Annotated in this window: 12 protein-coding genes; 10 read left to right on the plus strand and 2 right to left on the minus strand. The window is 70.7% G+C overall.

Features of this window, described 5'->3' with window-relative positions; genetic code table 11:
• Positions 1 to 114: 114 nt before the first annotated feature.
• The 6 genes from ACFY16_RS23185 to mscL all read left to right on the plus strand — a co-directional run bounded on the left by ACFY16_RS23185 (position 115) and on the right by mscL (position 6,147).
• The gene (locus ACFY16_RS23185) at positions 115 to 1,689 is read left to right on the plus strand and encodes a potassium/proton antiporter (RefSeq protein ID WP_390649058.1); all 1,575 of its coding nucleotides are present in this window, start codon (positions 115 to 117) and stop codon (positions 1,687 to 1,689) included.
• Positions 1,690 to 1,958: 269 nt separating this feature from the next.
• Positions 1,959 to 3,221 carry an MFS transporter gene (locus tag ACFY16_RS23190; RefSeq protein ID WP_390649059.1) on the plus strand — a complete coding sequence of 421 codons (1,263 nt, stop codon included), beginning with the start codon at positions 1,959 to 1,961 and terminating at the stop codon, positions 3,219 to 3,221.
• Between the two features lie 67 nt (positions 3,222 to 3,288).
• Positions 3,289 to 3,606 (plus strand): FmdB family zinc ribbon protein, encoded by a 318-nt coding sequence (locus ACFY16_RS23195; RefSeq protein WP_390649060.1) that lies wholly within the window; start codon positions 3,289 to 3,291, stop codon positions 3,604 to 3,606.
• Positions 3,607 to 3,708: 102 nt separating this feature from the next.
• Positions 3,709 to 4,560, plus strand: a complete 852-nt coding sequence (locus ACFY16_RS23200; protein ID WP_390649061.1) for an S-methyl-5'-thioadenosine phosphorylase — start codon at positions 3,709 to 3,711, stop codon at positions 4,558 to 4,560.
• Between the two features lie 510 nt (positions 4,561 to 5,070).
• On the plus strand, positions 5,071 to 5,550 hold the full coding sequence (locus ACFY16_RS23205) for a hypothetical protein (protein ID WP_390649062.1): 480 nt from the start codon (positions 5,071 to 5,073) through the stop codon (positions 5,548 to 5,550).
• Positions 5,551 to 5,688: 138 nt separating this feature from the next.
• On the plus strand, positions 5,689 to 6,147 hold the full coding sequence (gene mscL / locus ACFY16_RS23210; RefSeq protein WP_390649063.1) for a large conductance mechanosensitive channel protein MscL: 459 nt from the start codon (positions 5,689 to 5,691) through the stop codon (positions 6,145 to 6,147).
• Positions 6,148 to 6,166: 19 nt separating this feature from the next.
• Here mscL and ACFY16_RS23215 read toward each other — a convergent pair whose 3' ends face one another.
• Positions 6,167 to 6,349: a hypothetical protein gene (locus ACFY16_RS23215; protein ID WP_351144407.1), complete on the minus strand. Its 183-nt coding sequence runs from the start codon at positions 6,347 to 6,349 to the stop codon at positions 6,167 to 6,169.
• Between the two features lie 218 nt (positions 6,350 to 6,567).
• On the opposite strand from ACFY16_RS23215, the gene ACFY16_RS23220 reads away from it, so the two are divergent.
• The 4 genes from ACFY16_RS23220 (at position 6,568) to ACFY16_RS23235 (ending at position 11,300) form a co-directional block, all read left to right on the plus strand.
• Positions 6,568 to 7,788 (plus strand): low temperature requirement protein A, encoded by a 1,221-nt coding sequence (locus ACFY16_RS23220; RefSeq protein WP_390649064.1) that lies wholly within the window; start codon positions 6,568 to 6,570, stop codon positions 7,786 to 7,788.
• A gap of 74 nt (positions 7,789 to 7,862) precedes the next feature.
• Positions 7,863 to 8,891 carry a P1 family peptidase gene (locus ACFY16_RS23225; protein ID WP_390649065.1) on the plus strand — a complete coding sequence of 343 codons (1,029 nt, stop codon included), beginning with the start codon at positions 7,863 to 7,865 and terminating at the stop codon, positions 8,889 to 8,891.
• A gap of 234 nt (positions 8,892 to 9,125) precedes the next feature.
• The gene (locus ACFY16_RS23230; protein WP_390649066.1) at positions 9,126 to 10,331 is read left to right on the plus strand and encodes an Ig-like domain-containing protein; all 1,206 of its coding nucleotides are present in this window, start codon (positions 9,126 to 9,128) and stop codon (positions 10,329 to 10,331) included.
• 222 nt (positions 10,332 to 10,553) lie between these two features.
• Positions 10,554 to 11,300 (plus strand): DUF6227 family protein, encoded by a 747-nt coding sequence (locus ACFY16_RS23235; RefSeq protein WP_390649067.1) that lies wholly within the window; start codon positions 10,554 to 10,556, stop codon positions 11,298 to 11,300.
• A 78-nt stretch (positions 11,301 to 11,378) separates the two neighbouring features.
• On the opposite strand, the gene ACFY16_RS23240 is transcribed toward ACFY16_RS23235, so the two are convergent.
• The gene (locus ACFY16_RS23240; protein WP_390649068.1) at positions 11,379 to 13,526 is read right to left on the minus strand and encodes a fructose-specific PTS transporter subunit EIIC; all 2,148 of its coding nucleotides are present in this window, start codon (positions 13,524 to 13,526) and stop codon (positions 11,379 to 11,381) included.
• Positions 13,527 to 13,541: the final 15 nt, after the last annotated feature.

A 13,541-nucleotide genomic window follows, 5' to 3' on the forward strand; every position in this document is an offset into this window, starting at 1 on the left:
CGGGAACCGGCGGAGACGGATGGTCGATCTTGCCTCGGCAAGCGTCAAGAAATCGTCAAGAGTTAGGTAAGGTAACGAAGTACTTGGGTGCACGGCGCGCGAGCGTCGTGTCCGATGTACGTGAGCGCCCGCGCACGCCGCGCGCGCCAAGGAAGGGAACGGCCGCTGACTGTCCACCACCTCAACCAGCTCCTGCTCGTCTGCTCGCTCGTCCTGCTCGTCGCCGTGGCAGCGGTCCGGATCTCCTCGCGCAGCGGGCTCCCCAGCCTGCTCGTCTACCTGGGGATCGGCGTCCTCATGGGCCAGGACGGCATCGGCGGCATCCGCTTCAGCAATGCCGAACTGACCCAGGTCATCGGATACGCGGCGCTGGTCGTGATCCTGGCCGAGGGTGGCCTGGGCACGAAGTGGAAGGAGATCAAACCGGCCCTGCCGGCCGCCTCCGCGCTGGCGCTGGGCGGGGTCGCGGTGAGCGTCGGGGTCACGGCAACGGCCGCGCACTACCTGATCGGGCTCGAGTGGCGGCAGGCGCTCATCATCGGGGCGGTGGTGTCCTCGACGGACGCGGCGGCGGTGTTCTCCGTGCTACGGAAGATCCCGCTCCCCGCGCGCGTGACGGGCACCCTGGAGGCGGAGTCCGGCTTCAACGACGCCCCGGTGGTCATCCTGGTCGTCGCGTTCTCGACCGCGGGCCCGTACGAACACTGGTACGTCCTGCTGGGCGAGATCACGCTGGAGCTGGCCATCGGCGCCGCCATCGGCCTCGCGGTGGGCTGGCTGGGCTCCTGGGGCCTCAGGCACGTCGCCCTGCCCGCCTCCGGCCTCTACCCGATCGCCGTCATGGCGATCGCCGTCATGGCCTACGCGGCGGGCTCCCTGGCGCACGGCAGCGGCTTCCTGGGCGTCTATCTGGCCTCGATGATGATGGGCAACGCGAAGCTGCCGCACTGGCCGGCCACCCGCGGTTTCGCCGAAGGGCTCGGCTGGATCGCCCAGATCGGCATGTTCGTCCTGCTCGGCCTTCTGGTCACCCCGCACGAGCTGGGCGACGACGTGTGGCCCGCCCTCGTCATCGGCCTCGTGCTCACGATGGTCGCGCGCCCGCTGAGCGTGGTGCTCTGCCTCACTCCGTTCCGGGTGCCGTGGCAGGAGCAGACACTGATGTCCTGGGCCGGACTGCGCGGCGCCGTGCCCATCATCCTGGCGACGATCCCCATGGTGAACGGCGTCGACGCCAGCCGCCGCATCTTCAACATCGTCTTCGTCCTGGTCGTCGTCTACACCCTGGTCCAGGGGCCGACGCTGCCGTGGCTGGCCCGCAAGCTGCGGCTCGGTGAGGACTCCGAGGCCGCCGACCTCGGTATCGAATCGGCTCCCCTGGAGCGGCTGCGCGGACATCTGCTGTCCGTCGACATCCCGGAGGAGTCGAAGATGCACGGCGTCGAGGTCAACGAGCTGAGGCTGCCGGCCGGGGCCGCGGTCACCCTTGTCGTACGCGAGGGAAAATCGTTTGTTCCGCTGCCGACGACGGTGCTGCGGCGCGGCGACGAGCTGCTCGTGGTCGCCACGGATCCGGTCCGCGACGCGGCGGAGAAGCGACTGCGCGCGGTGGGCCACGGCGGCAAGCTGGCCGGGTGGCTGGGCGCGAACGGCACGCCCGGTACGGGCGGCTCGGGCCGCGATCGTTAAGGGCGCGTTTCATACGGTTCACACCCCTGCCAATCGCAGGCGAACACCCCCATGGTGCTCGTTTTCACAGGTGCGTCAGGCATTGATCCCTGTACGATGAACGCTCATCTTGATCGAACCAACTCTGCCTGACGCAGTGCTGGCGCGACCGTATGGCGGCCGGGACGCCTCCCTCAGTGGGCGCCGGCATCTACCGCAGTTCCGCGCAAGAGGACAGCTCTCGGTGCCCCCGCACGGGCGCGCTACCAGGCGGCAGAAAGGCACGGGCCGTGGCATCCACGGTCACCTCCCGCCCCGGATACGGGCAGTTGCTGCGTACCCGCGGCGCCTGGACGTTCCTGCTCCCCGGCTTCGCGGCGCGCCAGCCGTTCGCGATGCTCACGATCTCCATCGTGCTGCTCGTACAGCACACCACCGGCTCGTACGGCGCGGCGGGCGCCGCCGCGGCCGTCACCGGTGTCTCCATGGCGCTGTTCGCGCCCTACAGCGGCCGCCTCGCCGACCGCTACGGACAGCGCGCCGTACTGCTGCCCGGCGTCCTCGTCCACTCCTTCTCGGGTCTGACCTTCATGGCACTCGCGCTGGCACACGCGCCCCTGTGGGCGCTGTTCGCGGCGGCCGTACCCACGGGCGCCTCGGTGCCGCAGATCGGGCCCATGGTGCGCGCCCGCTGGGGCGTGAAGCTCCAGGACTCCCCGCTGATGACGACGGCAGCTGCTTTCGAGTCCGTCACGGACGAGCTGACCTTCGTCTTCGGCCCGCTGCTGGCCACCGCCCTGTGCACCACCGTGACCCCGGCGGCGGGCCTGGTCACGGAGGCCTCGCTGACCCTGGTCGGCGGTCTGCTGTTCGCCGCGCAGAAGGGCACTCAGCCTCCCGTCACCGCCGAAGGGCACGCGCGCGTGGAGCACGTCTCCGCCCTGCGCGTCCCCGGCGTACGCGTGCTGGTCGTGACCTTCCTGGGCATCGGCTCCGTCTTCGGCGGTATGCAGGTCTCGCTGGCCGCGTTCACCGAGTCGATCGGTGAGCCCGGCCTGAACGGCGTCCTGTACGGGGTGTTCGCCGCGGGCAACATGCTCTCCGGCATCGTGTGCGGAGCGATCGCCTGGCGGGCCGCCCCGCAGCAGCGCCTGGTCGTCGGGTACACGGCGCTCGCCCTGACCGCCTCCGGCCTCTGGGCCGCGCACTCGGTCCTGGTCCTCGCCGGGCTCGGCCTGCTGGTCGGCATGTGCATCGCGCCCGCCCTCATCACCGGCTACACGCTGATCGAGGGCCTGGTCCCGGCGGGAGCGCGCACCGAGGCCTTCACCTGGCTGAGCGGCGCGGTGGCGCTCGGCCAGGCCGCCGCCGTCACGGTCGCCGGACAGTTGGAGGACCGCTTCGGGAACGGCACCGGATTCCTGGTGCCGATGGGCGGCACGGTGCTCGCCCTGGCGACCCTGCTGGCGCTGCGATCGCGGCTCGCGACACGGCCCCACGGCCGTACCGTCGCACGTGGCGTCGGTCACCGCATGCCGGTGACGGTGGACTGATCCGCGGGAATACGCCAGTATGGATCGTCGTTAGCACTCATCGAGTGAGAGTGCCAGGAGGAAGACAGTGCCCACCTATCAGTACCAGTGCACCGAGTGCGGCGAGGGCCTCGAGGCGGTGCAGAAGTTCACTGACGACGCCCTGACCGAGTGCCCCAACTGCGGTGGCCGCCTGAAGAAGGTGTTCTCCGCCGTCGGCATTGTCTTCAAGGGCTCCGGCTTCTACCGGAACGACAGCCGCGGCTCCTCGTCGAGCAGCTCGCCGGCCACGTCGAAGCCGTCGACGTCCTCGTCCTCGAGCTCTTCTTCGACCTCGTCGTCTTCGTCGTCGTCGGACTCGAAGTCGTCGAGCTCCAGCTCCTCGGCCGGCAGCTCCGCCGCCTAGGACTCGTTCGCGGGACCCTGTCGTCGCAGGACCGACGGCAGGGTCTTCGGTGTCTCCGATGCCGTCCCCCACGTACGTGGGGTGCCAGCTACTGTTCTGGTCATGGCGAACACAGAGATCGGTGGAAACGCAGAGATCGGTGTAATCGGCGGCTCCGGCTTCTACTCGTTCCTCGACGACGTGTCCGAGTTCCAGGTGGACACCCCCTACGGGCCGCCCAGCGACTCCCTCTTCCTCGGCGAGATCGCCGGCCGGCGAGTGGTCTTCCTGCCCCGGCACGGCCGCGGCCACCATCTGCCGCCGCACCGCATCAACTACCGGGCCAACCTGTGGGCGCTGCGCTCGGTCGGCGTGCGCCAGGTCCTGGGCCCGTGCGCGGTGGGCGGTCTGCGCCCCGAGTACGGGCCGGGCACGCTGCTCGTGCCGGACCAGCTGGTCGACCGTACGAAGTCCCGGGTGGGTACGTACTTCGACGGGCTGCCGCTGCCCGACGGCACGGTGTCGAACGTGGTGCACGTGTCACTGGCCGACCCGTACTGCCCCGCCGGGCGTGCGGCCGCGCTGAAGGCCGCGCGCGGGCGGGACTGGGAGCCGGTGGACGGCGGCACGCTCGTGGTGGTCGAGGGGCCGCGCTTCTCGACCCGCGCCGAATCGCTGTGGCACCAGGCACAGGGCTGGTCGGTGGTGGGCATGACCGGCCACCCCGAGGCGGCGCTCGCCCGTGAACTCGAGCTCTGCTACACGTCCATGACCCTGGTCACCGACCTGGACGCCGGCGCCGAGTCCGGGGAGGGCGTCTCGCACGACGAGGTGCTGCGGGTGTTCGCGGCGAACGTGGACCGGCTGCGCGGTGTGCTGTTCGACGCGGTGGCCGCGCTGCCCGCCGCCGAGGAGCGGGACTGCCTGTGCACGAAGGCGCTGGGCGGGATGGATCCGGGGTTCCAACTGCCGTAGCGAGGGCTGGGCGAGCCGGGGTTCGAACAGCCGTAGCGAGGGCTGGGCGAGGCTGGGGCCGGGCCGGGCCGGGCCGAGGCGGGGCGGGGCTGAGGTCGGGTCGGGCCGAGGCGGGGCGGGGCTGAGGTCGGGTCGGGGCCGAGGCTGAGGTCGGGGATAGGGCTGGGGCTGGGGAGGTGGAAGGTCGGCGGAGACGTCGGCGGAACGTCCCGTTCGGGTGAGGGAGTTGTCCACAACCCGCCGGTAGTGCACCGGCCTCAGCGGGCTTCGACGAGAAGCCTCATCGTGGGGTCGCAGGCCGATTCCTCGTCGCAGGTGGTGATTCCCGTGCCTCTCCCTCCCTCTCCCAATCCCTCTTCGCCTCTCCTCCCCTCCTCTCCCTCTCCTTTCTCTTCTTCCTCTCATTTCTCTCCTTCATCTCCGGCCCCTGCGTCCTCTCCGTTCTCTTCCTCTCCTCGCCCGCCCGGCACCGAGGCTCCCGCCACATGCGAGGTGCCGCACTTCGCTCCCGTGCGCGTAGGCGGCGCGCGGTACCAGCTGCACCGACTTCTGCGGCACCGGAGGCGGGCCGTCGCGCTCGGCCTCGCCGTGACCGCGGCCGCGCTCGTGGCGGCGGGCCCTCGGGACGCCGAGCAGGCCCGCGGGCATCCGGGGCGAGCGGCCCCGGCCCACGCGGAGTCGACAAGCGACGACCCCGCACGAAGGCATGGCGCCGTCGAGACGGTGACGGCTCCGGTGCGGATCGCCGACGCGGCCACCGTACGGCTGCTGCGGCCCGGCGACCGGGTCGACGTCATCGCCGCCGCGCAGACGGCGACCGGGGGTGACGCACGCGTGGTCGCCCGCGGGGCGCTGGTGACGAAGGTTCCGGAGCCGCTGGACGACACGGCCGACGGCGGCGCCCTGGTGGTGCTCTCCGTGCCGCGGGTCATCGCGGCACGCCTCGTGGGAGCGGGCGCGACGGCACGGCTGGCGGTGACGCTGTGCTGAGCCACGCCGTCCGCGCCTTGCGGGGATCCTCGTCAACTCCCTCCTTCGAGCGACCCCGTTGGGCACGATGGGTCGGCCCTGACGTAGGTTGCGGAGCGTTTTGTTCCACACCCTGTGCATGCGAGAAGAGGCCCCGAGGTGAGCGAGAAGAAGGAACCGAGCGTCTGGCAGGGCTTCAAGGCCTTCCTGATGCGCGGCAACGTCGTCGATCTGGCAGTAGCGGTGGTGATCGGCGCCGCCTTCACCAACATCGTCAACTCGCTGGTGAAGGGCATCATCAACCCGCTGGTCGGGGCGATCGGGACGCAGAACCTCGACGCCTACAGGTCGTGCCTGAGTTCGTCCTGCAAGGGCGACCAGGGGATCCAGCTGCTGTGGGGGTCGGTCCTCGGCGCCACCCTCAGCTTCGTGATCACCGCGGCGGTCGTGTACTTCCTGATGGTCCTGCCGATGTCGAAGTACCTGGCCCGGCAGGAGGCCCGCAGGAAGGCGAGGGAGGGCACGCACGAGGTCATCGAGGTGACCGAGCTGGAGGTGCTCAAGGAGATCCGCGACGCCCTGGTCGCGCAGCGCGGCTCCGGCCACGACGCACGCTAGCGGCGGCAGGCGGCGTGGCTCAGATGTGGTGGGGCGGCTTCTCGTCGAGGAAGCGCTTCAGGTCGGCCGCGCTGCCGCCGTCGGTACCCGGCCGTTCCCCCCACCCGCGGTCCGTGTCGTCCGAGGACTGCCGGTCCAGCGGGTCGTCGAAGATCAGCGCGGCCTTCGGGTCGCGCGGCTCGGGGGCGGAGGCGGTGGTCATGCGTCCAGGGTACGGCCCCGACGACCGCCGTCGCCGGGGCCTGCCCTGGGGCCGTCACCGGGGCCAGTGCCGGGGTCGGCGACGGGGCCAGTACTGGGGTCGGCGCCCGGGTCGGTGCTGGGGTCGGCGGCCGGGCCCTCGACGCCCGTCGACGGAACCCCCGCCATTTGTGAATATGTTCACAAGAATTTTCGGGGCCTATCTGCTGTGCTGGACCCATGACGTCCAGTTCGACTCCGCAGCCCGCGCGCCAGAGACCGCTGCGCAGGCTCACCGCCCGCGGCCGCGACGAGGCCCACCGGGTCGCCTCGCCGCTCGAGCTCTTCTTCGACCTGTGTTTCGTCGTGGCCATCGCGCAGGCGGGCGTTCAGTTGGTGCGCGCCCTTGCCGAAGGACACGTCGGCGAGGGGATCCTGAACTACGCGATGGTGTTCTTCGCCATCTGGTGGGCCTGGATGAACTTCACCTGGTTCGCCTCGGCGTACGACAACGACGACGCCCTCTACCGGGTCGTCACCCTGGTCCAGATCGCCGGTGTCCTGGTGCTGGCCGCCGGGGTGTCGCGGGCCTTCGACGACCGCGACTTCGTCGTGGTCGTGCTCGGCTATGTGATCATGCGACTGGCGATGGCGGCGCAGTGGCTGCGGGCCGCGCGCTCCGCCGAGGCCGCGGAGAGAAGCACCGCGCGGCGGTACGCGGGCGGTGTGCTGGTGTGCCAGATCGGCTGGCTGGGCCTGGTGTTCCTGCCGGAGCCCACCCGCCCCTGGGTGTTCCTGGTCATGGCGCTCGCGGAACTGTGCGTGCCGGTGTTCGCGGAGAAGGACTTCACCACGTCGTGGCATCCGCACCACATCGCCGAGCGGTACGGCCTGTTCACGATCATCGTGCTCGGCGAGACCATCGCCGCGGCCACGGTCGCCGTGAAGTCGGCCGTGGACGAACACCAAGCGCTGGGCGAGTTGCTGCCGATCGCGGCCGGCGGTCTGCTGATCGTGTTCTGCGCCTGGTGGATCTACTTCGTGGTACCGATCCACGGGCATCTGCGCACCAGCAAGCAAGCGTTCCTTTGGGGTTACGGCCACTACCTGATCTTCGCTTCGGCGGCCGCGATCGGCGCGGGCCTGGAGGTGGCGGTCGAGCAGGCGGTCGGCAAGGCTCACATCTCCACCCTGGCCGCGTCGGCCGCGGTGACGCTGCCGACAGCGCTCTACCTGATCACCCTCTGGGCACTGCACTCGCGCCACTTCAAGGTGGGCATCTCCCAGCAGTTGGTGCTCCCGACCACGTCGCTGCTGGTGATCTGCTGCACCTTCCTCGGCGACTGGGCGGTCCTCGCGGCGGGCCTGGTGTCGGCACTGACGGTTGTGGTCGGCTCGACACTGACGGCACGCACGATCGCCAAGGACCGCGCGGCGAGAGCATCCGCCCCGGCAGCGTGACACCGCTGAACACGCCCCGTATCCGAACACGCCCCATACCTGAACACGCCCCGTGCAGAGCGACACTGACCTCCATGACAGTTGACGCTTTGACGGACGTCGCCGGTGTGCGGGTAGGACACGCGACGCGCACCGGCGACGGGTGGCTCACGGGCACCACGGTCGTACTCGCCCCGGAGGGCGGGGCCGTTGCCGCCGTGGACGTGCGCGGTGGCGGCCCCGGTACGAAGGAGACCGACGCCCTGGACCCGCGCAACGTGGTGCAGAGGGTCGAGGCGATCGTGCTGACCGGTGGCAGCGCGTACGGGCTCGACGCGGCGTCGGGGGTGATGGCCTGGCTGGAGGAACAGGGGCGCGGGGTGTCCGTCGGCGCGGATCCGACGCACGTCGTGCCGGTGGTGCCCGCCGCCTGCGTCTTCGATCTGGGGCGGGGCGGCGACTTCCGGGCCAGGCCGGACGCGGCCACCGGACGGGCCGCGGTCGAGGCGGCCGCGGCGAGCGCACCCGGCGCCCGCGTGCGGGAGGGTTGCGTGGGCGCCGGTACCGGAGCCGCGTGCGGGCCGGTGAAGGGCGGGGTCGGCACCGCGAGCACCGTCCTCGACTCGGGAATCACGGTGGGCGCGCTGGTGGTGGCCAACGCGGTGGGGTCCGTGATGGACCCGGATTCGGGCGTTCTGTACGGGGAGTTGTTCCAGGGGCGCGTGGACTGTCCGGAGGCGCGCGTACATGAGGCTGCGCGCCGCCGCCTCGCCGAGGCGGCGGCGAGGAACACGCCTCCTTTGCTGAACACCACGCTCGCGGTGGTCGCGACCGACGCGGCGCTGTCGAAGGCGCAGGCGCAGAAGCTGGCCGGCACGGCGCACGACGGGATCGCGCGCGCCGTACGGCCGGTGCACCTGCTCAACGACGGGGACACCGTGTTCACGCTGGCGACAGGAGCGCGTCCCCTCGACGCCGAGCGCCCACTCGCGCTGAACGAGATCCTCGAAGCGGGCGCGGACCTCGTGACGCGGGCGATCGTACGGGCCGTAAGAGCCGCCGAGTCGGTGGACGGGCCGGGCGGCGCGTGGCCGTCGTACGAGTCGCTGTACGGGAGGCGTTAGCCGGAGGTGCGGTGCGCCGTGAAGGCGCCATCACACCGCGCGCCAAGGGAGTCAAGGGAGTTGGCGGTGCAGCCCCGCGCCGTGGTGCGCATCCGATTGTCCCGGTTCTGTCACGTGATGGTGTACCAGGCAGCGGTTGGGAACCCGAACTGCCGCCCGATCCCTCCTTCTCCACGTACTGGAGCGGATCACGTACACCACATGAACCGGGAGCAGATCGTGACAACGCCGGACATGACAGCGCGGCGCGTACTGGGGGCCTGTGCCGCCCTGATGGTCGGCGCCCTCACCCTCACCGCCTGCGGTGGCAGCGCCAACGCCAAGAACGACGACGGCAAGGGCGGGAAGGACTCCGCCAAGACGTCCACGGCGAAGATCGTCATCTCGGCCAAGGACGGTTCGAGCGGCGCGTCGATCAACACGACCGGCGTGCGGGTCAGCGACGGCACGCTGACCGACGTGAAGATGACCGTGGCGGGGACGGGGCAGGCCGTACAGGGCTCCCTGTCGGCCGACGGCAGCAGCTGGAAACCGAAGGAGCAGTTGGAGCGCGGGACGAAGTACGAGATATCGGCGACCGCGAAGGACGCGAACGGCAAGACCGCCGCCGCCAACTCCATCTTCACCACCGTCTCGTCGGCGAACAGCTTCATCGGCACGTACACGCCCGACAACGGCACGACGGTCGGCGTCGGGATGCCGGTGTCGTTCACCTTCGACAAGGCCATCAGCGACACGAAGGCCGTGCAGTCGCACATCACGGTCACCTCCAGCAGCGGGCAGCAGGTCCTCGGGCACTGGTTCGGCGCGCAGCGGCTGGACTTCCGGCCGCAGGAGTACTGGAAGGCCGGCTCCAAGGTCACGATGAAGATCGACCTGGACGGCGTGCAGGGCGCGAACGGCGTCTACGGGGTGCAGAAGAAGACCGTCACCTTCACCATCGGCCGCTCGCAGGTCTCCACGGTCGACGTGAACACGCAGACCATGACGGTGGCGCGGGACGGCAAGACCCTCAAGACGGTCCCGATCTCGTCGGGCAGCCCGCAGCACACCACGTACAACGGGCAGATGGTGATCTCCGAGAAGTTCACGCAGACCCGCATGAACAGCCAGACGGTCGGTCTGGGCGGCGAGTACAACATCCCGGACGTGCCGCACGCGATGCGTCTGACGCAGTCCGGCACCTTCATCCACGGCAACTACTGGTACAGCAAGTCCAACCCGCCCTTCGGCCGCACGGGCACCAGCCACGGCTGCGTCGGTCTCGCGGACGTCCAGGGTGCGCAGGGCGACACCTCCGCGAAGTGGTTCTACGACAACTCGCTCATCGGCGACGTCGTGATCGTCAAGAACTCCCCCGACAAGACCGTGGCGCCGGACAACGGGCTCAACGGCTGGAACATGTCATGGAGCGAGTGGGGCGCGGGCAGCGCCGCCTGACCGGGCGAGCGGACCTGGCCGGGCGACTTCACAGAACTGGCGGAAATGACAGACCTTCCCGCTGACCAGCGGTTTCTGACGGTTCCTCGGGCCGTGCGGGAACTCCCCACGCGGCCCGGGCGTTTTCTCGGCGTACGTTTTCTCGGTTCCCGGACATGATGTCCGACCGAGGGGCTACGGTATGCACCCACAAGGTGACATGCAGCAACGCCGGGAGAAACCTTGAGCGTTCCGTACGAGACGGCAGCGTACGAACCACCCGAGTCGCCCGAGTCTCCGGAGGAGCACCTCGCGCGACTCCTCGGCCGTGCGCTGAACTCCTTCGAGCTGCCCGACGAGACGATTCGGCGCCTCGACTGCGCGCTGGCACACGACAGTTCGCTGCACTCCGCGCACCACAGCGCGGGGCTGCACCGGGAGACGTACCGGCACACGTGGCTGCTCGCCGACGGCTCGGCGCTCACGTTGTGGGAGCTCGTCCACAACACCGCGCCGGGCAGCGATCCGCAGCACGAGGTGTACGTCGACGAAGAGGAGCTGCGCGCCGCCACGGCCCGGCTGCCCCTGCCGCCGGACGCCCCGGACTTCGAACTGCCGGTGACGGTCCAGCTGTCGCCGGTCCCGCAGCCGCGGCACGCCTACGTCCCCGACGACTCGGCGGACCACGCGCGCCGGCTCCTGCGCCGGGCGGAGAACGCGGACCGGCCGGGCACGGACACGGCCGACCTGCTGGCGACGGCGTTCGCCCACCAGATCACCCAGGCCTTCGGCCGGCCCTGCCGCGCGGGCCGCGCCGGCCTCTGCTTCTCGCTCTACGAACACGCGTTCCTGCTGCGCGACGGCCAGGAGATCGCCCTGTGGGAGGTCGAGCACACGGCGACGCCCGACGGGCGGCACATGTGCGAGGTGTACCCGACCGAGGACGCGGCGCGGGAAGCGATGGAGCGGCGCGCGGCGCGGAGTTCCTGAGAGGCCGTCGGCGGCATGCCGACGGCCGCAGCCCTGTCCCGCGTGGGCTGCGGCCGTCAGTGTTGTCCCGCCGGTTCCTTACGCCGCGACCGGCTGCTTCTTCTGCGCCGCTGCCGTGGCCGGGCCCTCGGGCGCCTCTGACGCCGTCGCCCCGGAGACCGGCTTGCGCAGGCCCTTGAGGACGACGACCAGGGCCGTCGTGACGCACACGCCCGCGGCGATGGCGACCAGGTAGAGGAACGGGTTGCCGATCAGCGGGACCACGAAGATGCCGCCGTGCGGGGCGCGCAGGGTGGCGCCGAAGGCCATCGACAGAGAGCCGGTGATCGCGCCGCCCACCATCGCGGACGGAATGACACGCAGCGGGTCGGCCGCCGCGAACGGGATCGCGCCCTCCGAGATGAAGGAGGCGCCCAGGACCCAGGCTGCCTTGCCGTTCTCGCGCTCGGTCTGCGTGAAGAGCTTCCCGCGCACGGTCGTGGCCAGCGCCATCGCCAGCGGCGGGACCATACCGGCCGCCATCACGGCCGCCATGATCTTCATGGCCGAGTCGCTCGGGCTGGCGACCGCGATACCGGCCGTGGCGAAGGTGTACGCGACCTTGTTGACGGGGCCGCCGAGGTCGAAGCACATCATCAGGCCGAGCAGGGCGCCGAGCAGGACGGCGTTGGTGCCGGTGAGGCCGTTGAGCCAGTCGGTCAGGCCCTTCTGCGCGGAGGCGATGGGCTTGCCGATCACCACGAACATCAGGAATCCGACGATCGCCGAGGAGATCAGCGGGATCACGACCACCGGCATGATGCCGCGCACCGCGGCCGGGATCTTCACCTTCTGGATCGAGAGCACCACGCCACCGGCGATCAGACCGGCCGCGAGACCACCGAGGAAGCCCGCGTTGATCGTCACCGAGATCGCGCCGCCGACGAAGCCGGGAACGAGACCGGGGCGGTCCGCCATGCCGTAGGCGATGTAGCCCGCCAGGACCGGGACCAGGAAGCCGAAGGACACGACGCCGATCTGGAAGAGCAGCGCGGCCCAGCTGTCCGTCTGGGTCCACACGAAGTGGTCCATGACCGACGGCGCCTTGTTGATCTTGTAGCCGCCGATCGCGAAGCCGAGGGCGATCAGCAGACCGCCCGCGGCGACGAACGGGACCATGTAGCTGACGCCGCTCATCAGCCACTTGCGCAGCTTGGTGCCGTAGCCCTCGGTGGAGTCACCGGCGCGCTCGACCGGCGTGCCGCCCGCGGCGGCCGCCGCGGTGACCTCACCGCGCTCCGCCTTGCCACGGACCTCGCTGATGAGCTCGGCGGCACGGTTGATGCCCGCCTTCACGCCGACGTCGACGGTCGGCTTGCCGGCGAAGCGGTCCTTGTCGCGTACGGGCACGTCGTGCGCGAAGATCACGCCGTCCGCCGCCGCGATGGCCGCCGGGTCGAGCCGGGTGAAGCCGGCCGAGCCCTGCGTCTCGACGACCACCTCGACGCCCGCTTCGCGGCCCGCGTTCTCCAGCGACTCGGCCGCCATGTACGTGTGCGCGATGCCGGTCGGGCAGGAGGTGACGGCGACGATACGGAAGGGGCGCTCGCCCGCGCCGGAGGCGACGTCCGTCGCCGTACCACCCGCTGCGGCGTCGGCGGAGGCCGCCACCGACGCCGCAGCGGAACCTTCGGAGGCGCCCGCGGCGGCCTCCGCACTTTCGGAAGCGCCCCCGGAAGCACCCGTGGACACACCCGTGGACACCTCTGAAGCGTCCGCGGATGCGCCCTGCGCATCCGCCGGTGCCTCCTCCCCGCGGATGAGCGCCGCCGCGGCCGCCGCGTCGCCCGCCGACCGCAGCGCGTCGGTGAACTCGGCGTTCATCAGCTGCCGGGCCAGCGACGACAGGATCGTCAGGTGGGCGTCGTCGGCGCCGGCGGGCGCCGCGATCAGGAAGATCAGGTCGGCCGGTCCGTCCGGCGCGCCGAAGTCGATCCCGGCGGCGCTGCGCCCGAAGGCGAGCGTCGGCTCGGTGACATGCGCACTGCGGCAGTGCGGGATGCCGATGCCGCCGTCGAGCCCGGTCGGCATCTGCGCCTCACGGGCGGCCACGTCGGCGAGGAAGCCCTCCAGGTCGGTCACCCGGCCCAGGTCGACCATGCGCTCGGCGAGGGCACGAGCCGCCGCTTCCTTGGTATCGGCGGACAGGTCGAGATCGACCAGGTCCGCGGTGATCATGTCGCTCATCGCGGGCTCCTTCGC

The sequence above is a fragment of the Streptomyces sp. NPDC001315 genome (genome assembly GCF_042896175.1).
GTDB lineage: Bacteria > Actinomycetota > Actinomycetes > Streptomycetales > Streptomycetaceae > Streptomyces.